We start from the raw sequence: 22,954 nt of genomic DNA on the forward strand, positions 1-22,954 counted from the left end.
CACCCCGGGGGGTGCCGGCCAGTCGGTCGGGTCGTGCGGTGGGTCAGCTGTTCCAGTACTGGCCAACCAGGTCGGCGGCCTGCTGCTCCCACTGGGCGTAGGCGTCCGGGTAGGCGGAGACCTGCACGGTCTGCGCGGCCTCGGTCAGCGGCATGTCCTGCCACCCGTCAACCTGACGCAGCCCCTTCAGGAACGCGGTCGTGGAGTACTCCGGGTCGGTGATCTGCTCCGGCGTGCCCCAACCACTGGACGGACGCTGCTGGAACAGACCCAGCGAATCATGATCGTTCATATCGCCGAGGTGGCCGAGGTTCTCCAGCTTCGACTCCTGCAGGCTCGTCGCGATCGAGATGACCGCGGCCCGCTCGGGCAGGCCCGCCTTCTTCGTCGCGGCGATGATCGCCTTGGCGTTGGCCGTCTGCTCGTCATTCAGGTCGATGTGCGACTGGGCACCCTGGGTGCCGTGCGGGATCAGCTTGCTCGTGTCGGGCTTGTCGGCCTGCACCACGGCCACCGGACGGGCGTCCGTGCTCGGGGTGGCGACATGGGCGATCGGGCCGGCGAAGACACCACCGGCGAACGCGAGACCAACAACGGACAGCATGCTCTTACGGAAGATCGTGTTCATGGGGGTAGCTCCTTCGGGGGTAGGAACACCACACGCCACCACCGGGGGGACGGTGACGCGGATGTGAGCACCTCGTCGGGCGCTGCAAAAAGCAGGGGAAAGTTTCGGGTCGGCACCCTGCGGGGCGAGGCCCTCGCGGTGCCGGGGCGGCGGCCGACGGGCGAGGGGGTCGCTCGTGGCGCCGGGACCGTGTGTAACGACCGCCGGTCCGGGGTCATTCCCGGGCCCTCAGCGGGACCTGGCAACGGACCCGGGGGCGGGCCCACGGTCGGTCGGGGGTCTGCAACGACCCGACCCGGCCGTCCATTCCCCCACCGGTTGGGCGGGGCACGGTGGCCGTGGTCCTGCGATCGTCAGGGTATGTAACGACCCCCGGCCCGCCACGATTCCGGCCCAGGGATGCACCCGCTCACACCCCATCGGGCCTCGCAACCGGACAGCACGCCTCAGACCAACCGCATCCGAGGGCCGGAGCGAGCCGTCGGGTGACGATCCACCCGGAATGTCCGATACCGGATGGTGCGAGCGATCGGGACATCCCGGCCTCCCCGATCCGGCTTGATCTTTAGGAAAGGGATGCAGAGGTAGCGCAGGACAGCGGGGATACGGCGGCTGTAGCCGGTCGTGTGGGCGAGGCCGAGCTTGTCGCAGATGGCGTCGACGTGCTTCCCCACGGCGCTCTGCGACACGTGCGACCGCTGGGCGACAGCGGCGTTGGTGTGCCCGTGGGTCATTTCGTGCAGGACGTCCCGTTCGTGCGGGGTGAGTCGGCCGAACGGGTCGGGTCGCTCCGATCCGGCCGCCACCTGGCTAACCACCTCCGGGTTGAGCGCGGGGCCCCGGGCGGCGACCCGGTCGAGGCGTCGAGGGAGTCATCCACCTGGGCGACCGATTCCTTCGGGACGGTCCGCGCGCAGCCGGGCGGCGTAGCGCCGCTGGACGTACTGGGAGAGCACGAGGACGCCGGTGTCGGGCCAGCGCTCGCGGATCTCCAGCGCGGCACGCAACCCATCGTCGATGTGGGTGGGCTGCGGCAGCCGAGCCCACCACGGCCGGTTCGCCGCTCCCCTGTCACCGTCTCGCGTCCCCACCTAAGACGTCTGACAAGGCGGCGGGCTAGCGCTCGTCCGAGGCCCAGGAGCCGCCCCGGTAGAGGGTGCCCCGACCGCCCGGATCCGGCATCCCCGACGGTGGCGCACCATCCCGAGAAGGACCCGAGTCCGACCAGGGACGGTCGGCCGACTCGGGGTTTCGCGCGGCGCGGCGGGCCCGCAGCACCCGGGAGCCGACGAACCAGGCGACGGCCGCGACGCACGCGACGATCACGACGTTCTGGAGTGTGCCGACGTAGCCCTCGACGAGGTGCCAGTTGTCGCCGAGCAGGTATCCGGCGAGCACGAAGGTGGTGTTCCAGATCAGGCTGCCCAGCGTCGTGTAGAGCAGGAAGATCCGCACCGGCATCCGCTCCACCCCGGCCGGGATGGAGATCAGGCTCCGGAAGATCGGGATCATCCGGCCGAAGAACACCGCCTTCACGCCGTGCCGGAGAAACCACGCCTCGGTCCGGTCCACGTCGCTGAGCTTCACCAGCGGCAGTCGGGCGACGATGGCGCGCATCCGCTCCCGGCCCAGGGACGCGCCGATCAGGTAGAGCGCCAGCGCGCCCAGCACCGAGCCCAGCGTGGTCCAGAAGATCGCGCCGAGCAGGCTCATCCGCCCCTGCGCGGCCACGAAGCCGGCCAGCGGCAGGATGACCTCGCTGGGGATCGGCGGGAACAGGTTCTCCAGCGCCACCGCCAGACCGGCGCCCGGCCCGCCGAGCCGTTCCACCAGATCGCTGACGTAGCCGACGATTCCGCCCTCGGGCGGTTCGGCCGCGGCGGCGGGGGTTCCGGTGGCGAGCACGGCGTGCGACGTTCGAATCATGTCCCCACGCTACGAACCGATCCTGAGAATCGACCATGAGGCGGACCATCCGACCCCGCGGGTCGCCCCCACCGGCGGGCGTGCGGAAAACCGCACCCCGTTGCGGCTCGCGGTGGCGCAGCCGCCGTGCGTACCCCTGGATGTCGCACAGAACGCGCGGGCGCACGCCGACGCGGTCCGCGCGGCGCGCGCCCGGGTGGTGGTCTTCCCGGAGCTGTCACTGACGGGGTACGAGTTGCAGGGCCCGGTCGTGTCGGTGGACGACCCCCGGTTGGCGCCGCTGGTCGACGCGTGCGCCGAGGCGGGCACGCTGGCGCTGGCCGGTGCGCCGGTGGCCGGTGACCACATCGGGGTGCTGGCGGTGACCGGCGACGGGGTGACCGTGGCGTACCGGAAGATGTGGCTCGGCGGCGCGGAGGCGCAGCGGTTCCGGCCGGGCGACACACCAAGGGTGCTCGATGTGGACGGGTGGCGGATCGGGCTGGCGGTCTGCAAGGACACCGGCGTCGCCGCGCACGCGCAGCGCACGGCCGCGCTCGGCATTGACGTGTACGCGGCGGGGGTGCTGGAGTTGGCGCGCGACGCCGGCGTTCCGGACGAGCGGGCCCAGCGGATCGCCACGACACACCGGGTCTGGGTGGCGGTGGCGAGCTTCGCCGGGTCCACCGGCGGCGGCTACACCGAGGCGGCGGGCCGGTCGGCCATCTGGACGCCGCAGGGTGAGGTGACCGCCCGGGTGGGCACGGCACCGGGCGAGTGGACCGCCACGACCCTCCACTGAGGGTGCCGCCGGAGTCGACGACCGGCCCGAGGGCCCCCGACGAGGGACCGGTTGTCGTACCGCTGCGGCAGGATCGGGGCCATGAGTGCGATCCCCTCTCGGCTGTCCGTGGTCACTCTGGGCGTACGCGACATGGGTTCGCTGCGGTCGTTCTACCGCTCCCTGGGCTGGCCGGAGCTGTCGGCGAGCGACGACGGCTGGTCGGCGTTCCTGCTCGGTGGCGTTCTGCTCGCGCTCTATCCGCTGCCGGATCTGGCCGCCGAGGCGGCACCCGGCGTCGCCGGTCCGGCCGGCGGCTGGTCCGGCGTGACCCTCGCCTGCAACGTCGATGACCGCGCCGAGGTCGACACGGCCTTCGCGGCGGCCGTCGCGATGGGGGCGACGGTGGTGGCGGAGCCGACCGACCGCCCGTGGGGTGGCCGCTCGGCCTACATCGCCGACCCGGAGGGCAACCGCTGGGAGATCGCCTGGGCGGGCACCGCCGTCTTCGACGAACGCGGTGCCCTCGTCTCCTTCGGCTCGTGAGTGCCGACGTTGCTCACAGGTGACCGCCCTTGAGATGCTTCGGTCCATGACCATCTTCCCGCCGACGTTCGCCGAAGATGTCGTGAATCAGCCGGCCCAGGCACAGGTCGAGTCGTTCATCGACGAACACCGCGGAGCGCTCAACGGCGCCCTGGACGGGCTGACCGAGGAGCAGGCGCGTCGCTCTTTGGTGCCATCGCGGACGACGCTGCTGGGTCTGGTGAAGCACGCGACCTTCGTCGAGAAGGTCTGGTTCGACGAGGCCGTCACGTGCCGGTCGCGCGCCGAGATCGGGATCCCGGCGACGCCGGACGAGTCGTTCATCCTCGATGACGGCGACACGATCGCCGCCGTCCAGCAGGCCCACCGCGAGGCGTGCGAGGCGTCGCGCCGCGCGACGGCGTCACTGGGTCTGGACGACCTGCTGCGCGGCAACCGGCGCGGTCCGCTGCCGCTGAACTGGGTGTACCTGCACGTGCTGCGCGAGCTGGCTCAGCACTGCGGGCACGCGGAGATCCTGCGCGAGCAGATCCTCAGCGAGTAAGGCGCCGGCGCGGCGTTACTGGATCACGCTCTGGCCGACCGGGGCGGTGTCACCGAAGCGGCGCAGGGTCCAGCGGGCCGGCGGCCAGCCGCCGGTGTCCTGGTCGGTGACCCACTCGGTGATTGAGGCCGGCGGCACGTCCAGGTCGAACGCCCGGAAGATCGGCTGCGCGGCGAGCGCGTGGAAGGCGCCCTCGACGGTCTCGCTGTGGCCGACCAGGACCACGGTGCCGCCCCGGTGCCGGTGCGCGATCTCCATGATGGCGCGGCTGACGCGCACCACCAGTTCGGCCCAGCTCTCGTTGCCGTCCTCGAACGGCCGGAACACTCCCCCACCGGGCACCGCGTGTTCGGTACGGAAGCGGGTGACCGGCAGCCCGTCCGCGTACGGCGGGGTGTGCCAGGTGCACAGGCCGCAGTCGGCCAGCGGGCGGACGCCGAACGCCGCGGCGATGGGCTGCGCGGTCTCGACGGTGCGGCGCAGCACGGACGAGTAGACCGCCAGCGGCCCCTCGACGGCGTAGTCGTCGACGAGCCGCTGGGCCAGCCGGTGTGCCTGGTCGTGGCCGAGCGGCGTCAGCCCGCGGCATCCGTGCGGGCCGCCCACGATCCCATCGACCTGGTGGACCGACTCGCCGTGCCGCACGAAGATCAGCCGTGTTCGCATCGGCCCATCATGCCAGCGACGTACGCGGATGGATCAGCCGTCCGTACGAGATGACGGCCGTCAGCCGGCGTCCAGCACCTCGCGCAGCCGTGCGGCGAACTCTTCGGGCTTGCCCGCATAGCCGAACTCGCCTCCGAGGAAGCCGCCGTGGTGACTCGGGAACACCACGGCCTCCTGGCCGAGCAGCGCCGCCGTGCCGAGGGCCGTACGGTCGGTGTACGTGCCCGCCGACTCCTCGCCGACCGCGATCACGATCCGGGTCGGGGACGCCGTGAGCACGCTCGCGTCGGGTTGGTAGTCGGTGATCGCCCACGAGCTCTTCGACAGCAGCGGATCGTCGCGGCTGCCGTCGTCGTCGGTCGGCATGCCGACTATCGCGGGGTCGGGCGCGGGCTGGGCGAAGTAGGCGTCGGTGAACTCGCCCTGCCACGACGTCATCGCGATGAACGCGGCCATGCCGGCGCCGAATCCCTTCGCCTGGTACGCCTCGTAGAAGGCGGCCTGAGCGCGCTCGGCTGCCGTGACGTCCGGGAGCACCGCGTTGATCGGCGGCTCGTGGGCCACCAGCGTGACGACGTCGCCGGGATGGGCCGCGACGAGTTCGAGTGCGGTCACCGCACCGCCGCTGCTGGCGAACACGTCCACCGGGCCGGCGTCGAGCGCCTCGATGAGCAGGTGCAGGTCGGCCGCCTGCTGCTGTGGCGTGTGGTCGGACCGGCCGTCGGTGCGGACGCTGCGGCCGAGGCCGCGCGGGTCGTAGGTGACGACGGTGCGGTCGGTGAAGTGCGCGGCGAGCGCGTCGAAGCCCTCCGCTGTCATCGGCTGGCCGATCATGAGCAGCGCGGGACGCCCGCCGCCCGGGGGTAGGGGGCCGCGGACGTCGTAGACCAGCTCGACGCCGGGCAAGGCGAGGGTGTGCGTCTGCTTCGTCGTCATGCCGGTGAGACTACGACAGATGCCCTCAGTCGGCGGTGCGCCCGGCGGGCAGCCCGCGGGCCTGATTGAGCAGTTCGTCGAGGTGTGTGCCCGTCTGCCGCGGCAGCCGGCCACGGTCCACCAGCTCGGCGATGGTGTTTCGCAGGTCGGCGATGCGCCGCTCGCGGTCCTTGGACCGTCGGTTCACGTCGGCGAGGTCGTCGCGAAGGTCCTCCGCGGTCTTGCGGTCGACATCTCCGCGGGCCACCGCCGCGGCGAGCACGTCGGTGAACTCGTCGCTGACCTGGCGGAAGCTGACCGGCACCTGCTGACCGACGGTCGAGGGCGCGGCGCTGGCGGTCGGCGGCGACGGAGACGCCGATGCCGGCGGCCTCGGTGCCTGCGTACTGGGCGCGGGTGTCGGGGCGGAGGTCGACGGCGGGGCCGCGACCTGCCCGGACCCGGTTGTGTCGGGTGCGCCGAGGCCCTGGGTGAGCAGCGCGCCGAGGCCGACCAGCACGGCGAGACCGGCCGTGACGAGGAGGGCCAGGGGTTGGCGCGATCGGCGGCGGGCCGGCACGGCCGCGACCGGCACGGGACGCGCGGCCGAGCGGTCGATCAGGGTCGGCGGGTGGGCCGCCGAGGCGGGCGCCACGATGCGCAGCAGCTCGGTGGGGGGCTCGACCGGTTGACCGGCGCCGAACCGGCGGGCCAACTGCGCGGCGCTCGGCCGGCGGGCCGGGTCGGCGGCGAGGCAGGCGAGGGTCAGCTCGGCGATGTCGGCGGGCAGGCCGTCCACCCGCAGCGGCGGCACCGGTGTGCCCCGCCGGTGCACCTCGAGGGCGTCCTCCCAGCTCTGGACGGGCAGGGGCGCCTGGCCGGTGAGCGTGCGGTAGAGCAGCGCGCCGAGGGCGTACACGTCGCTGGCCGGGTCGGGCGGACCGGCGGCGAGGCGCTCGGGGGCGAAGTACGCGGGTGTGCCCATCAGCGGCTCGCCAGACTGGCTGTCGAGCCCGCCGAGCGCGGCGATGCCGAAGTCGAGGACCTTGGCGCCGGTGTCGGTGAGCATGACGTTGCCCGGCTTGACGTCGCGGTGCACCACGCCGATGCGGTGCGCGGCGGCCAGCGCGGCGGCGATGTGCCCGGCCACGCGGACCGCCTCCGGCCAGGGCAGGGGGCCGTTGCGCAGCCGGTCGGCCAGGTTGTGGCCCTCGACCAGCTCCATCACCAGGTACGGGACGACGACGCCGCCGGTCAGGGTCGCCTCGGCGTAGTCGTACACCTGGGTGACGTGTGGGTGGGTGAGCCGGGCGGCCGCGCGGGCCTCGCGCTGGATGGTGGCCCGCAGTTGCGGGTCGGCGGCGAGCTGCCCGGCGAGCACCTTGATCGCGACGGGCCGGCCGAGCACCTCGTCGTCGGCCCGCCACACTTCGGACATGCCACCGAGCCCGATCCGCTCGTGCAGGACGTAGCGGTCGTGGAGGCGGAGGGTGGGCGTGAAGGGTGACATGGCTTCACCAGTCTGCCTGGCGAGTGCCCCTTCGACCACTCTGCGTGTCCGGCCCGGCACCGCTCGTCCCATGCGTGCCCAAATGGGTCAGGAGCAGCGGGTCACCGTCGGCATCGGTCGGGGCTGGATCCGGTCGGCGAGCCGGCGCAGGGCGACGGCGGTCACCTGTCGGGTCGGGGCGAGCAGCGCCCGGCGGGGTCGCTCGGCCTGGACCGGGGCGTCCGGTCGGGCCGAGTTGACGTGTCGGTTCATCGCGTCGAGAGCGGTGACGTAGCCGGTCGGGAATTCCATGGTCAACTCCTCGGGACAGGTCCGGTGGAGGCCCGGACGACGAGTGCGGTGGGCAGCAGCACCTGACCGGCTGCGGCGTCCGCGGGTGGGTCGAGCAGCAGTTCGGCGGCGATCCGGCCCTTCTCCTCGGCGGGTTGCCGGACGGTGGTGAGGCCGGCCGACGCGGCCTCGGGAATGTCGTCGAAGCCGGTCACCGAGACCGGCGGGTTGGTGCCGCCCGGTCGCTGGGCCAGCGCGTCGAGCACACCGAGGGCGAGGACGTCGGAGCCGGCCAGCACGGCGGTCGGCGGTGCCGGCCCGTCGAACAGCCCGGCGACGGCGGCGGCCGCGGCCTGGCGGCTGTTGCCCAGGGCGTTGACCAGCGTCAGCTCCGCCCAGCCGACGCCGACCTCGGCGAACGCGTCGGCGAAGCCGGCAAGCCGGCCGCGGGTGGTCGGGTGCCACGCCTCGTGCACCCCGGACAGGGTGACGGGGCCGGCCGGCGCGTCGGGCAGCACAGCGTCGGCGAGCAGGGCCACCCGGCGGTGACCGAGGCCGGCCACGTGCGCGGCGACGCTGCGAGCCGCGGCCCGCTCGTCGATGCCGACGAACCGCTCGTCCGCGCCGGCGTCGTCGTGCGACGCCGTGCTGACGTAAGGCAGCCCGCGCGCCCGGATCACGTCCAACGCCCACTCCTCGTCGGCGACGCAGTAGACGCAGAAGCCGTCGACGGCGGCGTTCTCCACCGCCCGGCGGGCGTCGGTCTGCGCCGGTGGGAGCGGCACCAGCAGCATGCTGGTGCCGTGTCGCTCGGCGGCGCCGCTCACCCCGGTGAGGAAGCGGATCGCGAAGGGGTCGGTGAAGGCGTACGACAGCTGCGACGTGAACAGGACCCCGATCGAGCCGACGAAGCCGCGGCGCAGGGAGCGGGCGGTGGGATTGGGCCCCGGGTAGCCGAGCTGGCGCGCGGCGGCGAGGATCCGCTCACGCAGTGCCGTGGAGAGCTGGTCGGGGCGACTGTAGGCATTGGACACGGTGCTGCGGGAGACGCCGACGGCGTCCGCCACGGCTTGCAGTGTTGGCTTCACCCGGCACCTCTCTGTATCGATTCAGACTGGATCGATACAGAGATTAGCCCGACACGTCGGCAGCGGTCAATACCAACCCGCGAGCCCCTCAGGGAACCAGCACCACGCGGCCCCGCAGACCACCGGTAGCCAGCCGCTCGTGCGCCGTCGCCACCTCGTCCAGTGGAAGGCGGTGCGCAAGCCGCAGAGTGAGGCGTCCACTGTCGACCAGCGCGGACAGCTCGGCGAGCCTGGCGCCGTCGGCGCAGACCTCCTGCACCACGACCCGCGTCGCCCGCAACGGCGGTGGCGCGAACGGCGCCACCAGCGCGACGAAGACTCCCCCGCCGCGCAACGCCTCGTGCGCGGTCACGCCCACGACCGCGGCGTCGACCACCGCGTCGACCCCACCCGGGACCACCGAGCGCACCGCGGCGCCGAGCCGGTCGGTACGCGCCACGAACCAGTCCGCGCCCAACCCGCGTACCAGCTCCTCGTCCCGCGCGTCGGCGACCGCGACGGTCCGGATGCCGCGCGCCGACGCCAGCTCCAGCAGCAGCCCACCCACGCCGCCGGCCGCGCCGGTGACCAGCAGCGTCCGTCCGCTCTCCAAGCCGGTCAGCGCGAGTGAGCGGGCCGCGGTGAGACCGATCAGCGGCAGCGTCGCCGCAACCTCGGGAGCGACGGTACGCGGCGCCGGCGCGACCGCGTCCTCGTCCAGCACGACCCACTCAGCCTGAGCGCCGGGCGCGGTTAGCACGTCGCGCAACCCGATCACCGTCGCGCCCACACCGAGCCGTCGTACGCCAGCGCCGACCGCGTCCACCTCGCCCGCCACATCCCAGCCCAACGGAACGACGGAAAGTGGCGGCAGCAGACCCGCCGCGCTCAATGCGCCGCTGCGTGTGGACAGGTCGATCCGGTTGACCGCGGCGGCGGCCACCCGTACCCGAACCTGCCCGGTCCCTGGCTCCGGCCGGGGCAGGTCGGCGATCTCCAGAACCTCGGGGCCGCCGAACCGGCGGACGATGACAGCTCTCATGCCGACGACGCTAGGAGCGATACCCTGCGGCGAGAAGGAGGCACCTTCGGGTGCCCTGGGCACCCGGGAGGTACGCGATGGCCACCAGGACGGCCGCGGAACGCCGCGAGCAGGAACGTAGCCGCTACAACGTGTTCCTCGCCGGATGCCCCGGCCACGAGCTGCTGGCGACGCTCAGCGACAAGTGGCTGACGCTGGTGGTGAGCGCGCTGGCCGACGGGCCGCTGCGGCACAGCGAGCTGGCCCGCACACTTGCCGGGGCGAGCCAGAAGATGCTCACCCAGACACTGCGCAAACTGGAACGCGACGGCCTGGTCAGCCGGTCGGTGACCGCGAGCGTGCCGGCCCGGGTCGACTACCGGCTGACGCCGCTGGGCGAGAGCCTGCTGCCGGTCCAGCGCGCCATCAAGGCGTGGGCCGAGACGCACATCGCCGAGGTGCACGAGGCCCGGGACCGGTACGACGCGACAAGCGCCTGACCCCACCAGGTTTGGACGCCCCCCGGCCGGGTCGTCACTGCGGGTACATCTCCTCCAGCAGCCGGCCCAGGATCTCCGGCGTACGCTCCGGCGGCTCGGCCTCGACGCACAGCCGCTCCATGGCCACGGCGTAATAGTCGAGGTCCTCGCGCTTGTCGAGGTAGATGGCGCTGGTGAGCTGTTCGATGTAGACGATGTCGGGCAGCTCCTGGTCGCCGAAGCGCAGGATGGTGAAGGCGCCACCGGCCGCCGCGTGGCCCCCGGCGGCGAACGGGATGACCTGGAGCCGGATGGTGGGCGACTTGGTGGCCTCAATGAGCGCGACGAGCTGCTCACGCATCACCTCGGCACCGCCGATCGGACGGCGCAGCGCCGCCTCGTCCACGACGGCCCAGAGCTGCGGCGGGTTGTCCCGGTGCAGTAGTTGCTGGCGCTGCATCCGCAACTCCACGCGGCGATCGATCTCGGCGGCGCCGGCCCCGCCGTGCCCGAGCAGCACGACCGCGCGAGCGTACTCCCGGGTCTGCAACAGGCCGGGGACGAACTGCACCTCGTAGCTGCGGATCAGCGCGGCCGCCGCCTCCAGGCCCAGGTACGACTGGAACCAGCTGGGCAGCACGTCCCCGTAGCGGTGCCACCAGCCGGGGCTGTTGGCGTCCCGGGCGAGCTTCAGCAGTGCCGCGCGCTCGCCCTCGTCGCTGACGCCGTACAGGGTGAGCAGGTCGGACACGTCGCGTTCCTTGAAGCCGACCCGCCCCAGCTCCATCCGACTGATCTTCGACTCGGAGGAGCGGATCTCCCACCCGGCGCCCTCCCGGGTCACCCCGCTGGACTCCCGCAGGCGGCGCAGTTGGGCGCCGAGCAGCATGCGCAGCACGGTCGGCCCGGTTGTCGGGCCGCCCTCGGCGGGAACCATCGTCACGTGCGGACCTCCGGATACCGACCACGCGGTCGGGCACCCAGCCCGGCCGACGTGTAAGCATGCCATGGACCGACAGTGAGGTGAACTCCTCCGGACCGGCGATTCAGTCCCGTCCCCGGGACGGCCTTCGACGACCGGTCAGTTGATCAGGTGATCGAAGTCGCCGTCGCGTGCGCCGAGCACGAACGCGGCGATCTCGTCCACTGTGTAGATCAGCGCGGGTCCCTCCGGATGGCGCGAGTTGCGAACGGCGATGCCGGCTCCCCCGGGCAGTTCGGCGAGTTCGACGCAGTTGCCGCTCGGGTTGCTGCGGCGGCTCTTCTGCCAGCTCAGCGGGGGCAACTGAGTAATCGGAACGCCATTGGGTGGCTGTTGCATGAGAGGCGTCTTTCTGCTCACGAGCCCGCCGGTGCCCGTGGGAGGAGCGGTGACGGCGAGGGTGCGGTATCGACAGTGGACGGTTATGCACGTGCATCTGCTATTGCATCTGCACCGGACGGCGAGCATGATAACGCACGTGATCGGTGCTTATCCGTTCACTTTGCGTTACCCCGACTGGGGCAACCACCAGGGAAAACTGCCCGACGCGGCACCGCGCCGCGAGACCGAAGGCTGGAGGCGGTCGCGGCGATGGGAGGTCTCGTGCCGGATCCGATGAGCGTCGCCTCCGGCATCTGTGCGGCGGGAGCATTGCTCTCCTCCTGGCAAATGCGCCGACGGGCCCTGCGGGCCGAGGCCGAGATCGGGCACCTCCAGGCCGAGTTGGCCGCCGAACGGCACGCCGCCAGCCACGACCCGCTCACCGGGCTGCCCAACCGACGCGCCTTCTACCGCCTCGCGGCCGCGCTGCTCACCAACGCCGACGGCCAGCCGCTGATCGCCATCGTGCTCGACCTCGACGACTTCAAGCAGATCAACGACCGGTACGGGCACGCCGCCGGCGACCAGGTGCTGATCAGCGTGGCCGAACGGCTGGCCGGTTTCGCCGGGGACAACCTCGTCGCCCGCCTCGGCGGCGACGAGTTCGCGGGCCTGCTCGCCAGCCCGACAGTCGACCGGCGCTGGATCGAGCACGCCACCCGACGCCTCAGCGAGACCGTCGCCGCGCCCATCCGGCTCAGTGGGTGCAGCGTCCGGGTCACCGCCTCGGTCGGGCTCGCCCCGGTGACCGGTCCGGCCCAGCTCACCGACGCGCTCAGCCGCGCCGACGCGGCCATGTACCAGGCGAAGAGCCTCGCCGGCCCGCGGTCGCCCCGCCAACTCGTCGACAGCGTCCGCCTCGCGGAGGGGTGACCGGTCAGGTGGCGGGTCCGCCTCAGGTGGCGGGTCCGCCTCAGGTGGCGGGTCCGCCTCAGGTGGCGGGTCCGCCCCAGGTGGCGGGGCCGCCCCAGGTGGCGGGGCCGCCTCAGGTGGCGGGTCCGCCTCAGGTGGCGGGTCCGCCGAACCACCGGGGCAGCTGACCCACCAGGTCGGTCTGATCGTCGCCGGCCCAGGCCACGTGGCCGTCCGGCCTCAACAGCACCGCGGGTACGTCCAGTTCCGCACTGACGTCGACGACGTGGTCGACCCGGTCGGCCCACCCGTCGACCGAGAGCCGGCCGGTCTGGTCGAGCAGCAGCCCACGACCGCCGTGCAGCAGGTCGTAGAGCCGTCCCCGCGTCAGCCGCACGTCCCGCAGGTGCCGACCGAGCAGCTCGTGGCCCGCGCCGAAGTCGTAGCGGACCCCCAGGCCGGTGACCTTCTCGATCAGGTACCGGTTGACGTCCTCGAAGTCCATCAGTTCCGACAGCAGGTGGCGGACTGCCTGCTGCCCCGGTTCGGGGGACAGCAGGAACATCTGCGCGCGGGTGTTGATGAGCACGTCGGCGGCCACCGGGTGCCGCTCGGCGTGGTAGCTGTCCAGCAGCCCGTCGGGCGCCCAGCCGTTGACCGCGGCGGCCAGCTTCCAACCGAGGTTCACCGCGTCCTGAATGCCGAGGTTGAGCCCCTGCCCGCCGGTGGGCGGGTGAATGTGCGCCGCGTCTCCGGCCAGCAGCACCCGACCGGCCCGGTAGCGCTCGGCCAGCCGGGTGGCGTCGCCGAAGCGGGAGAGCCAGCGCGGGGAGTGCACGCCGAAGTCGGTGCCCGCGTACGCCCGCAGTTGCTGTTGGAACTCCTCGATGGTCGGCGGGACGGAGCGATCCTCGGTGACCCCCGCGGCGGGCACGAGAACCCGGTACACCCCGTCCCCGAGCGGCCCGAGGCCGAACCGCAGGTGCGTCTTGCGGACCTCGGCCACCACGTCGGCCACCGTCTGCGCCGGTACGCCCACCTCCATCTCGCCCAGCAGCGACTCGACCCGGCTGGGTTCACCCGGAAAGCCGACCCCGAGCAGCCGACGGACCGTGCTCCGGCCGCCGTCGCAGCCGACGAGGTAGCGCGACCGCAGCGGCGTACCGTCGGCCAGCTCCACCGTCACCCCCTTGTCGTCCTGGCTCAGCCCGACCAGTTCGCAGCCGCGGCGGACCTCGACGCCGACCTCGACGGCGTGCTCCGCCAGCAGCCGGTCGGTGGTGGTCTGCGGAATACCGAGGACGTACGCGTGGGCACTGTCGAGACCGCCCGGCGACGGCTTGGGAATCGCGGCGAAGTAGCCACCGAGCGGATGCCGCGTGCCCAGGGCGAGGAAACGCTCCAGCAGACCGCGCTGGTCCAGCACCTCGATGCTGCGCGCGTGCAGACCCAGCGAACGGACGTAGCGGGTCGGCTCGGCGTCCTTCTCCAGCACGACAACGTGCACACCGTGCAGTCGCAACTCGCTGGCCAGCATCAGACCGGTCGGCCCGCCGCCGGCAATGATCACATCGATCACGAGATCCCCCGATTTTCCCAGTTCTGGGCTTCGGGTGGAGATTCTGCGGCAGCACCCGGGTCTTGCCGCAAGACCCCCGGTGCGCTATATGTTGGAGGTGGCAGGGAGCGCGACGTCCCTGCCATTTCTGTTTCGTCCCGGCCTTCCCGCCCTCCCGCCTCAGCCGTCAGCGCATTGTGGACAGGTGGCGCTCCAGTGCGGCGTACGACTCGGCTACCCCCTGCGCCATCCCGGACCCGGCCATGCCGTCGCGCTGCTCGGTGGTGTCGAAGCGGGTGGTGCCGGTGAGCACCGTGCGGCCGTCCTGCTCGGTGAAGACCAGCGTCTCCACCGCCACCTGGCCGGGCATGCCCTCGAACTCGAACGTCTGCACGATCCGCTCCGGCGCGACGATCTCCTGGAACTCGCCCCGGAAGGCGTACTCGTTGCCGTCCGGGGCGTGCTCGACGAAGCGGTAGCGACCGCCCTCGCGGAAGTCGATCTCGACGTCCAGCGGATTGCCCCGGCCCCACCAGTGCCTGAGGTGTTCGGCCTGGGTGTGTGCGGCGAAGACGAGGTCGCGCGGGGCGTCGAACGACCGGGTCATCGTGATGTCCCGGTCGGAGGACACGTCGATCGCCAGGTCACGGGTTTCGGTCACGGCTGGTCTCCTTCAGGTCGCGTAGGTAGTCGTCCAGGGCGTCGTGGCGCTCGTCCCAGAGCCGGCGGTACTGGTCGACCCACTCGGCGAGGGTGCGCAGCGGCGCCGGGTCGAGCCGGCAGCGCCGCCACTGCGCCTCGCGGGTCCGCACGATCAACCCGGCACGCTCCAGCACCGTGAGGTGCTTGGAGATCGCCTGGAGGCTGATCGGGAACGGCTCCGCCAGTTCGTTCACCGTCGCCTCGCCGGTCGCCAGCCGGGCCAGGATGGCGCGGCGGGTCGGGTCGGCGAGCGCGGCGAACACGGCACTGACCGAGTCTGCTGTCATGTCGCTTTCAACCACCTAGATGATTAACCGATGAGTTGAATTTACAGCTCATCCGCTGTCTGTCAACCCGTCCCGCAGATGACGCGGTGCCGCCCTGGTGAGTCACCCCAGAGACCGGGTATGGGGAACCCGGCCGTCCCGTCGCCGAGAGGAACCCGTCGTGGTGAGCATTCGCGCCCTCGTCCTCAACTGCACGCTCAAGCCGTCGCCAGCCCCGTCCAGCTCCGACCAGTTGGGTCGCGAGGTGCTGGCGGAACTCGCCCGCCAAGGCGTGGACGGCGAGATCGTGCGGGTGGTCGACCACGGCGTGCGCTTCGGGGTGTCGACGGACGAGGGCGACGGCGACGGCTGGCCCGCGATCCGCGCCAAGCTGCTCGCGGCCCAGATACTCATCATCGCCACACCGATCTGGCTGGGCCAGCCCGCCAGCGTCACCAAGATGGTCCTCGAACGCCTGGACGCCGAACTGTCCGAGACCGACGACGAGGGACGGCTGCTCACCTACGGCAAGGTGGCCGGCGTCGCGGTCGTCGGCAACGAGGACGGCGCGCACCACACCATCGCCGAAGTCCAGGGCGCGCTCAGCGAGGTCGGCTTCACCCTGGCGGCGGCCGGCGCGACCTACTGGGTCGGCGAGGCACTGCACAAGGTGGACTACCGCGACGCCGGCCCCAAGCCGGACACCACCGGCCGCACCACCAAGGCCCTCGCGCTCAACAGCGCGCACCTGGCCCGGCTGCTCGCCGAGCAGCCGTACCCGCCGCCGGAGGCGCAGGGCGCCGCCGTGGGCCCGAGCCGCGAGCCGGCCTGACGGGCCGTCCGGCCCCGGGCGTGCCAGGGGGTACGGTCAGCGCCAGCCGTAGCCGGCGCGCAGCGCCTGCCCGACCCGGTCGAACCGGGGCCGGTCCAGCACGGCGCCCTCGCGGCGGATGCTGTCCTCGCGCATGGTGAGCACGCGGTCCAGCCGGACCCAGCTCGGCCGCTTGTCGCGGTCCCACTCGCCGGGGCCGAGCGCGAACCAGTGCCGCTGACCGTCCCGCTCGCTCTGGCTGGACAGCATCAGCCCGAACAGCGTTCGGCTGTGCCGTCCGACCACCAGCACCGGGCGGTCCTTGCCCTGGCGGGGGTCGTCCTCGTACGGCACCCAGGTCCAGACGATCTCGCCCGGGTCGGCCTGGCCGTCGACCTCCGGCGCGTAGCTCAGCTCGCGCCGCTGCAACGCGCTCACCTGGCGAGGGCGGGCCACCCGCGCCGGAGCCGGCCCGGTACGCCGGGGCGACGGGATGACCGCGCCCACCCGGGAGATGCGTTGCGCCACGTTCCTCAACAGACCAGCCACGGCGGGCAGCCTACCGGCCCCGGCGCGGCCCGCCGGAGTCGGCGCGCTGCGGCAGACTGGCCCGATGGACGAACTGCCCGACGACCTGCCGATCCTCGAGCGGCGCGCGGTGCGCGTGGTCGTCTCCGACGACACCGACCGGGTGCTGCTGTTCCACACCCGTGACCCGGACCATCCCCGGCTGGGCACCTGGTGGGAGTTGCCCGGCGGCGGCATGGACCGCGGTGAGACGTACCGGGACACGGCCGTGCGGGAGCTGCGCGAGGAGACCGGCATCGTGATCAGCGCCGACCAGGTGGGCGCACCGACCTGGCGGCGACGGGCGAGCTTCCTGCACCGCCAACTGCGCCACGTCCAGGACGAGGTGATCGTCGCCGTACGGCTGAACGGGCCCGGGCCGGACGTGGACGAGGCGGACCGGCTCGACTACGAGCGTGAGGACTACTTCGGCTTCCGGTGGTGGCCGCTGCCGGAGGTGGTGGCCAGCGAGGAACGGTTCTATCCGGGCCAGCTCCCCCGGCTGATCACGCCCTTCCTAGCCGGCGAGCAGATCGACGAACCGTTCGAGCTGTGGTCGTGACCGGGGTCGGTGCGGATGCCGGACCGGGTCGCGCCGGGCAGAGTGGGGGCATGACGACCGACCTGCACGGCCCGCTGTCCGCGTACGCCGAACGGCTGCACGCCACCATCGGCGATCGGCACCACGTCGCCTCCCCGCTCGGCGCCTGGCTGCTGCTCGCCGTCAGCGCCGCGACGACCGAAGCCGGCCCGGCGGCCCGCCTGGACGCGGCGGGCGAGGGACTGGCGGCGGCCCTGGGCACCGACCTGGGCAGCGCGGCCGACGTGGCCCGCACGCTGCTGGAGGCGCCGCACCCGCTGGTCGCGTCCGCCACAGCGTTGTGGCTCCGAGCGGTTCGAGGAGTCGACGAGTCGGCCGGATGGCGGGCCGCGCTCCCGGCGACGACCGAGGTCGGGGCGCTCCCCGACCAGGCCGGGTTGGACGCCTGGGCGCGCGAGCACACCGACGGCCTGATCGAGACGTTCCCCCTGAAGGTCCGCCCGGACGTGGTGTTCGCCCTGGCCAGCGCGCTGGCCACCCGGATCTCGTGGGCCGAGCCGTTCGACGCCACTGACGCCCGCGCGCTCGGTCCCGGTAGCGCCTGGGCCGGCGACCTCCGTCAGGCGTTGCGCAGCCCGAGCCACGGGCACCGGGGCGCCATCGTCGCGACCGAACGGGCGGGTGACGTGATCGTGCACGCCGCCCGCGCCCAGGCGAGCGAGGGCGCGGGGCTGGTGGTCCTCTCGGTGGCCGCCGCGCCGGACGTGCCGGCGGGCGATGTGCTCGCCGCCGCGTACCGTCTCAGCGCCGGCGCAGCCGACGGCGCGCAACCGGCGGGCCGGCGGTCACTGTTCGACCTGCCCCTCGGCGAGACCCCGCTGTGGACACTGCGCGAGGAGCGGGTACGGACCCGTGCGCGCGATGGCCGCGAGGAGCGGCATGAGGCGATACTCCCCTGCTGGTCGGCGCGGAGCGAGCACGATCTCACGGCCGAGACGCTGGGCTTCGAGGCCGCGGTCGTCACACTGGCTCGGGCACTCGGCCAACCGGTCCAAGGTTTCGAGGCGGGTCAGGTGACGATGGCCCGGTACGGCCGGTACGGGTTCGAGGCGGCGGCGGTGACCGGGATGTTCGGCACGGTCAGCCTGCCACCGGAGGGGGTCGCCCGCACTGCCGAGCTGCGCTTCGGCCACCCGTACGCCGTGGTGGCCGTCGCCACCGACAGCAGGGCGGACGGGAGCACCGGGCCCTGGCACGGGGTGCCGGTCTTCTCGGCCTGGGTCACCGAGCCGGCGGACGTGGACGGGATCGACACCGAGCGCTGACGGGTGCCGGCAGTCCAGCCGGCCGACACCCGTCAGCGCCCGGTCACTTCCTAGTTGTTGGGGTCGAAGTCGCAACTATCGTCGTAGGGCGCGCCGTATCCACCCTGATACAGATTCGCGGCAACCTCGAAGCGGTTACCCTGCCACTTATTCTGGTAACGCCCCAGGGAGTAGAGCACTGCAAAGGTGTAGTCATCGAGGAAACGTGGGACCGCTCCAATCCCATAAGTGGTCCATTGTGCAGAGTGGAAAGCCTCGTGTCGCATGAGGTCCGGTCCCTTCTGCTCGGCAACCGCGCGACCGTACTTGTCCTGGAGACACACGCGACTCCTGGCTTCGTATCGAAGCTCCTCTTTGAACTTGTCGCGACCCTTGAAGAAGAAATAGTCGCCTGTCGTCTGCGGCTGGTCACCTAGCGGCGGTGTCTCGCCGAAACAAACCTTCTGCCACAGATCCTTGAAGCAGGACGAGCCATGTGTCGTCGCCCACCCCAACCCGGCGGTGTTGCTCCCGTTCCAGAAATTCTCGGAACGGGTCACGGTCGAGGCCGACGGGACCCAGAACGCCACCTCGCTGGCCACCGCGCTGTACGACGAAGCGGACTCGTTGATGGCTACCACTCTGAACTCGTAGACGTCACGACTGTTGTCGTTGTACCAGGTGAATGCCGTGTCCGTGGTGTTGTACACCGCCATCCAGTCGCGCCGCTCCCACTTGTTGCGGACCTGGACCTGGTAGTAGGGCACGCCACAATCGGTCGTGGTGGACCGTGACCACTTCAGGTCCACCCGGGCATCGCCAGGGGTGGCGTAGAACGACCGCGCCGGCCCTGGCGTCGGAGCGACCGGCTTGGCGCTGACGGTGTTGCTGAGTGGGCTCTCCCCACTGATGTTGTCGGCCAAGATCCGGAACTGGTAGGTGTGCGTGTTGATGAGGATGTCCATCTTGATGGTGGACAGGCCGACGATGGGATAGATCCCGCGCGTCCAGTTCTGGCCGGACGTCGCGTCCCGGTACTCGATCCAGTGATAGACGTTCTTCGTGGCACTCGGCGTCCAGCTCAGCGTGACGCTCCCGCAGCCGACCGACGTCACCTTGAGGCCAGTGGGTGCCTGCGGTACGGGCGGCATCGGTCGTACGCTCACCACATTTGACGGGCTGCTCTCACCAGCGACGTTGCTGGCGCGGACGCGGTATTCGTAGACGTGCCCGTTGTTCAGGAAGCCCATGGTGATGCTGGTGCCACCCGGGACCGGATACTCGGCCCGTCGCCAACTCTGTCCCGCGGTCACATCCCGATACTCGATCAGGTAGTAGGCGTTGGGGAATGTGCTCGCAGTCCAACTGAGGGTGGCCTCGCCGTCACCCGCCCTCGCGGTCAGATTCGAGGGGGGCGCGGGAAGCGGGGGCAGGGGCTTGGCCGAGACGGTGTTGGACGCCGGGCTCTGTCCACCCGCATTCGACGCCGTGACCCTGAAGTCGTACCAGTGCCCGTTCTCCAGGAACTGCATCGTGATCGAGTTGCCGTCGATCGGCAACGGGGTCCGCTGCCACGACTGCCCAGCGGTGGTGTCCCGGAAATAGACGAAGTATTGGGCGTTGGGGGTCACGGACCGGGACCAGGACAGGGTGACCTTGCCATCGCCCGCCTGGGCCGAGAGGTTCGACGGCGGCGACGGCAGACTGTAGTAGGCGGTGGCCTGGACCGACGACGACTTCGGCCCCTCGCCGGCAACGTTCATCGCGGCGACCCGGTACTCGTAGACGTGCCCGTGGAGGAGATACTCCATCGTGATCGAGGTCTCGCTGCTGAGGTACTCAAGCCGGGTGAAGGTGCTCTGACCCGCGGTGACGTCTCGCCAGTAAATGGCGGAGTACGCGCCGGCCACGGGGGTGTCCCAGTTCAGTTCGATCTTTCCTTCGCCCATCGCGGCGGCACGAAGGTTGGTCGGAGCGCTCGGGAGGGCGTACGACGAGGTGGCGCTCGCGGCCGTACTGCTCGGTCCCTCGCCGGCCGCGTTCGTGGCCGCGACCTTGAACTCGTAGCGATGCCCGTGGGTCAGGTACTGGGCGGTGGCCGTGGTGCCCTCCGTGACCGGGTAGGGCCACGCCTTGAACGCGGACTCGCCCGCCGTCACGTCGCGTTGGTAGACGCGGTACCAGACGTTGGCGGTGACCGCCTGCCAGGAGAGCTGGATGGTCCCGTCGGACTTCGCCACGGCGGACAGGCTCGCTGGCGCGGCCGGCAGTGCCGGCGCGGGAGTCACCGCCGCGACGTTGCTCGCCGGTCCCTCGCCGGCGCCGTTCGTCGCGGAGATCTTGAACTCGTACTGGTGTCCATTGACGAGATAGAGCGCCTTCGCGGTGGTGCCTTCGGTCACCGGGTACGGCCACGGCGTGAAAGCCGCCTCGCCAGCGGTCACGTCGCGTTGGTAGACGCGGTACCACACGTTCGGGCCGGGAGCCTGCCAGCTGAGAGTCGCCTGACCGTCGCCGCGGGTGGCCGTCAAGGCCGTCGGCGCACCGGGTAGGGGGAAAGTGGCGGTCGCGCGGGCGGTGTTGGAATGGGCCGATTCCCCGCCCTGGTTGGTAGCGGCCACCTTGAATTCGTACTCGTGACCGTGCAGCAGGTAGGTGGCTGTCGCGGTGGTCATGTCCACGACCGGCAGCGGCCAGGCCGTGAAGGTGGTCTCCCCCGCGGTGATGTCCCGTTGGTAGACCCGATGCCACACCCTGCCCGGCGGCGCGGTCCAGGACAGTGCCACGTCCCCATTCGATCGCGCGGTCGCCACGAGGCCGCTGGGCGCTGCCGGCACCGCGTAGCTGGCGGTGGCCCGAGCCGTCGACGACCACGGCCCCTCCCCGCCACCGCCGACGGATCGGACGCGGAACTCGTATTCGGCTTGGTGGTCGAGCAAGCTGACAGTGAGGGTGGTGGCGGATCCGTCCGGGTGCGCGAGTGGCAGCCACTCGGTCTTGCCCGCGGTGATGTCCAGGCGTTCGACCTGGTAGTACCAGGCTCGGTCCGCCGGCTGCCAGTTCAGCACGATGTCGCCCGATGTCTTCGGGGCGGCGACCAGGCCGGTGGGTGCGGGAGGAGGCTCCACCCGAACCGTCGCCGACGCCGTGTTCGAAGGCTGCCCTTCGCCGACCTCGTTCTCGGCGGTGACCTTGTACTCGTAGAGATGACTGTCCCGCAGCAGGCTGAGGTCGATGCTGGTCGCACCTGTCGAGGCAGGAAGTCGGACCCACTGGATCTGTCCGACGGTCGTGTCCCTCTGGTAGATCCAGTAGTTGAGCCCTTGGCCGGTCGGCCCCTGCCAGGCGAGATGGACGCCACCCACCGAGTCCGCGGTCGCGGTGAGGTTGGTGGGCGCCGCCGGTAGCCGCGTCGGGTCCGGCACCGCTCGGGGCCAATCGATTTCGATGAACCGCGGCCGGTAGATGGAAACGTCGGCGATGGAGTCTTCCGTGTTGAGGGCGTTGACGTTATACGACAGAAGTAGCTTGCCGGGTCGCGCCAGATCCTGGTGTACGGACGTGTCGTAGACGATGATGGGAGGCGCATTTCCCACCTCCGGCGCCCGCGCCAATTCCGTCGGCCCACTGAACGGCCCGGTGGGCGAGTCCGCGAAGTAGGCGACAATCACGTTGTTGAAGACCAGGTGGGTATCCACCGTCGTCATGACGTAACGCCCGTCCAGCTTGCTGACCGTGAACGCCGTACCGACTCCACTGACGATTCGCGCCGAGGAGCTTTCGTCCGTGGACCAGGCAGCACCATTCCAGAACTGCCACTGCCCGGCCAATCCTCCAATCGGCACCCGCGCCACGTGGGCAAACTTGAAGTCAGCCGCGTGTTCCGATCCGTATACGTAGGTGTACCCGTTGTCGTTCACCAACGTCTGCCCCCAGGTGATCCGAGGGTCGTACGGCAGCTCACGCACCTGCGAAACCGTGAGCGCCGGAAGGCTCAACGTAACGAGCGCGTTCCCGGTCGGTACGACGTCCAGATTTCCGGGGCCCGTAGCTTCGTACCTGTTGACCAGAACTTCGAGATTGTTGCCGTTGACGACTGCACCTGCGACCCAACAACCGAGGCCGACGCTGTCGTCGCACATGAGAGACTTGGGAGCGCTCGACGTCCCGCCGTGCAGGGTCGCGGTTAGCGCGGATCCCTCCTGCACCACGAGCGTGTTGTGCACCATCGGAGAATTGACCGGGCGTGACCCGTCAGAATTCACCGAGCCGAGGAATGTGTCAGAGAAGAGCCATGCCACTCTGCCGTCCGGGAGGAGGACCGAAAATGTCCGATCACCGCCGGTCCAGTGACCCCCAGCGTTTCCGTACTGGGTGAACATGGCGTTCAGGGCTGCGGCCGACATACCCCCTGCGGGCAATGACGCCACTGCTTCCGCACGCGCTGGCATGGCAATTAATGTGCCAACCGCGAGGGAGAGGGCAATCGCGCCATTGATGGTGCGTCGAAGTCCGTGTTGGAACAGGGACAACGCAACCTCCTTTGCTGATGAGGCGTCGTCCCCTTCGGAAGGAGATCGAGGTGGCGCTGAAGCTAGCAGGTCTTGACACCCTTCAGCGACCCCGCATTATTTAATGATCACGATTGCCCGAAAAGT

General features: G+C 71.1%; 25 protein-coding genes. 8 read left to right on the top strand and 17 right to left on the bottom strand.

What is annotated here, in order from left to right; genetic code table 11:
• Positions 1-43: 43 nt before the first annotated feature.
• The 4 genes from ABZU46_RS20160 to ABZU46_RS20175 form a co-directional block, all read right to left on the bottom strand.
• A complete protein-coding gene (locus ABZU46_RS20160; protein WP_354859973.1) occupies positions 44-628 on the bottom strand; it encodes a hypothetical protein in 585 nt (194 codons plus the stop codon).
• A 446-nt stretch (positions 629-1,074) separates the two neighbouring features.
• A complete protein-coding gene (locus ABZU46_RS20165; RefSeq protein WP_354859975.1) occupies positions 1,075-1,434 on the bottom strand; it encodes a LuxR C-terminal-related transcriptional regulator in 360 nt (119 codons plus the stop codon).
• A 66-nt stretch (positions 1,435-1,500) separates the two neighbouring features.
• Positions 1,501-1,719, bottom strand: a complete 219-nt coding sequence (locus ABZU46_RS20170) for a hypothetical protein (RefSeq protein ID WP_354859977.1) — start codon at positions 1,717-1,719, stop codon at positions 1,501-1,503.
• A 25-nt stretch (positions 1,720-1,744) separates the two neighbouring features.
• Positions 1,745-2,554 (bottom strand): DedA family protein, encoded by an 810-nt coding sequence (locus tag ABZU46_RS20175; RefSeq protein ID WP_354859979.1) that lies wholly within the window; start codon positions 2,552-2,554, stop codon positions 1,745-1,747.
• A gap of 100 nt (positions 2,555-2,654) precedes the next feature.
• On the opposite strand from ABZU46_RS20175, the gene ABZU46_RS20180 reads away from it, so the two are divergent.
• The 3 genes from ABZU46_RS20180 to ABZU46_RS20190 all read left to right on the top strand — a co-directional run bounded on the left by ABZU46_RS20180 (position 2,655) and on the right by ABZU46_RS20190 (position 4,404).
• A complete protein-coding gene (locus ABZU46_RS20180) occupies positions 2,655-3,335 on the top strand; it encodes a carbon-nitrogen hydrolase family protein (RefSeq protein ID WP_354860048.1) in 681 nt (226 codons plus the stop codon).
• An 81-nt stretch (positions 3,336-3,416) separates the two neighbouring features.
• Entirely contained in the window at positions 3,417-3,860 is a 444-nt protein-coding gene (locus ABZU46_RS20185) for a VOC family protein (protein ID WP_354859981.1), read from the top strand.
• Between the two features lie 46 nt (positions 3,861-3,906).
• Positions 3,907-4,404, top strand: coding sequence for a DinB family protein (locus ABZU46_RS20190; RefSeq protein ID WP_354859983.1), 498 nt, complete (start codon positions 3,907-3,909; stop codon positions 4,402-4,404).
• 15 nt (positions 4,405-4,419) lie between these two features.
• Here ABZU46_RS20190 and ABZU46_RS20195 read toward each other — a convergent pair whose 3' ends face one another.
• From ABZU46_RS20195 to ABZU46_RS20220, 6 genes are all read right to left on the bottom strand, one after another.
• Positions 4,420-5,070 carry a histidine phosphatase family protein gene (locus tag ABZU46_RS20195; RefSeq protein ID WP_354859985.1) on the bottom strand — a complete coding sequence of 217 codons (651 nt, stop codon included), beginning with the start codon at positions 5,068-5,070 and terminating at the stop codon, positions 4,420-4,422.
• Between the two features lie 60 nt (positions 5,071-5,130).
• On the bottom strand, positions 5,131-6,006 hold the full coding sequence (locus ABZU46_RS20200) for an alpha/beta hydrolase (RefSeq protein ID WP_354859988.1): 876 nt from the start codon (positions 6,004-6,006) through the stop codon (positions 5,131-5,133).
• Between the two features lie 25 nt (positions 6,007-6,031).
• The gene (locus tag ABZU46_RS20205; RefSeq protein ID WP_354859990.1) at positions 6,032-7,495 is read right to left on the bottom strand and encodes a protein kinase; all 1,464 of its coding nucleotides are present in this window, start codon (positions 7,493-7,495) and stop codon (positions 6,032-6,034) included.
• 87 nt (positions 7,496-7,582) lie between these two features.
• Entirely contained in the window at positions 7,583-7,786 is a 204-nt protein-coding gene (locus ABZU46_RS20210) for a hypothetical protein (RefSeq protein ID WP_354859992.1), read from the bottom strand.
• Positions 7,787-7,788: 2 nt separating this feature from the next.
• The gene (locus ABZU46_RS20215; protein ID WP_354859995.1) at positions 7,789-8,832 is read right to left on the bottom strand and encodes a LacI family DNA-binding transcriptional regulator; all 1,044 of its coding nucleotides are present in this window, start codon (positions 8,830-8,832) and stop codon (positions 7,789-7,791) included.
• A 109-nt stretch (positions 8,833-8,941) separates the two neighbouring features.
• The gene (locus tag ABZU46_RS20220; RefSeq protein ID WP_354859997.1) at positions 8,942-9,874 is read right to left on the bottom strand and encodes an NADP-dependent oxidoreductase; all 933 of its coding nucleotides are present in this window, start codon (positions 9,872-9,874) and stop codon (positions 8,942-8,944) included.
• A 77-nt stretch (positions 9,875-9,951) separates the two neighbouring features.
• Here ABZU46_RS20220 and ABZU46_RS20225 point away from each other — a divergent pair, with 77 nt between their 5' ends.
• A complete protein-coding gene (locus ABZU46_RS20225) occupies positions 9,952-10,353 on the top strand; it encodes a helix-turn-helix domain-containing protein (RefSeq protein WP_354859999.1) in 402 nt (133 codons plus the stop codon).
• A 34-nt stretch (positions 10,354-10,387) separates the two neighbouring features.
• Here the strand turns inward: ABZU46_RS20225 and ABZU46_RS20230 are convergent, their stop codons facing one another.
• Together ABZU46_RS20230 and ABZU46_RS20235 are read right to left on the bottom strand one after the other, a co-directional pair.
• Positions 10,388-11,275 (bottom strand): helix-turn-helix transcriptional regulator, encoded by an 888-nt coding sequence (locus tag ABZU46_RS20230; protein WP_354860002.1) that lies wholly within the window; start codon positions 11,273-11,275, stop codon positions 10,388-10,390.
• A gap of 138 nt (positions 11,276-11,413) precedes the next feature.
• Complete coding sequence (locus ABZU46_RS20235) at positions 11,414-11,653, bottom strand: DUF397 domain-containing protein (RefSeq protein WP_234588179.1); 240 nt, start codon at positions 11,651-11,653, stop codon at positions 11,414-11,416.
• Between the two features lie 264 nt (positions 11,654-11,917).
• Between ABZU46_RS20235 and ABZU46_RS20240 the strand changes: the two genes are divergently transcribed.
• Positions 11,918-12,568 (top strand): GGDEF domain-containing protein, encoded by a 651-nt coding sequence (locus ABZU46_RS20240; RefSeq protein WP_354860005.1) that lies wholly within the window; start codon positions 11,918-11,920, stop codon positions 12,566-12,568.
• Between the two features lie 130 nt (positions 12,569-12,698).
• On the opposite strand, the gene rox is transcribed toward ABZU46_RS20240, so the two are convergent.
• From rox to ABZU46_RS20255, 3 genes are all read right to left on the bottom strand, one after another.
• Complete coding sequence (rox, locus tag ABZU46_RS20245; RefSeq protein WP_354860007.1) at positions 12,699-14,126, bottom strand: rifampin monooxygenase; 1,428 nt, start codon at positions 14,124-14,126, stop codon at positions 12,699-12,701.
• Between the two features lie 166 nt (positions 14,127-14,292).
• Positions 14,293-14,766, bottom strand: coding sequence for an SRPBCC family protein (locus ABZU46_RS20250; protein ID WP_354860009.1), 474 nt, complete (start codon positions 14,764-14,766; stop codon positions 14,293-14,295).
• Entirely contained in the window at positions 14,750-15,094 is a 345-nt protein-coding gene (locus ABZU46_RS20255; protein WP_354860012.1) for a metalloregulator ArsR/SmtB family transcription factor, read from the bottom strand. Before ABZU46_RS20255 ends, ABZU46_RS20250 begins: the two co-directional genes overlap by 17 nt.
• A gap of 160 nt (positions 15,095-15,254) precedes the next feature.
• Between ABZU46_RS20255 and ABZU46_RS20260 the strand changes: the two genes are divergently transcribed.
• Positions 15,255-15,905, top strand: a complete 651-nt coding sequence (locus ABZU46_RS20260; protein ID WP_354860014.1) for an NAD(P)H-dependent oxidoreductase — start codon at positions 15,255-15,257, stop codon at positions 15,903-15,905.
• 36 nt (positions 15,906-15,941) lie between these two features.
• Here ABZU46_RS20260 and ABZU46_RS20265 read toward each other — a convergent pair whose 3' ends face one another.
• Positions 15,942-16,433 (bottom strand): type II toxin-antitoxin system PemK/MazF family toxin, encoded by a 492-nt coding sequence (locus tag ABZU46_RS20265; RefSeq protein WP_354860017.1) that lies wholly within the window; start codon positions 16,431-16,433, stop codon positions 15,942-15,944.
• Positions 16,434-16,497: 64 nt separating this feature from the next.
• Here ABZU46_RS20265 and ABZU46_RS20270 point away from each other — a divergent pair, with 64 nt between their 5' ends.
• Together ABZU46_RS20270 and ABZU46_RS20275 are read left to right on the top strand one after the other, a co-directional pair.
• Entirely contained in the window at positions 16,498-17,013 is a 516-nt protein-coding gene (locus tag ABZU46_RS20270) for an NUDIX domain-containing protein (RefSeq protein WP_354860019.1), read from the top strand.
• Positions 17,014-17,063: 50 nt separating this feature from the next.
• Complete coding sequence (locus ABZU46_RS20275) at positions 17,064-18,317, top strand: hypothetical protein (protein WP_354860021.1); 1,254 nt, start codon at positions 17,064-17,066, stop codon at positions 18,315-18,317.
• A gap of 50 nt (positions 18,318-18,367) precedes the next feature.
• On the opposite strand, the gene ABZU46_RS20280 is transcribed toward ABZU46_RS20275, so the two are convergent.
• Positions 18,368-22,828 carry a fibronectin type III domain-containing protein gene (locus ABZU46_RS20280; RefSeq protein ID WP_354860023.1) on the bottom strand — a complete coding sequence of 1,487 codons (4,461 nt, stop codon included), beginning with the start codon at positions 22,826-22,828 and terminating at the stop codon, positions 18,368-18,370.
• Positions 22,829-22,954 lie beyond the last annotated feature (126 nt).

Source organism: Micromonospora sp. NPDC005197 (genome assembly GCF_040608295.1).
Classification (GTDB): Bacteria; Actinomycetota; Actinomycetes; order Mycobacteriales; family Micromonosporaceae; genus Micromonospora.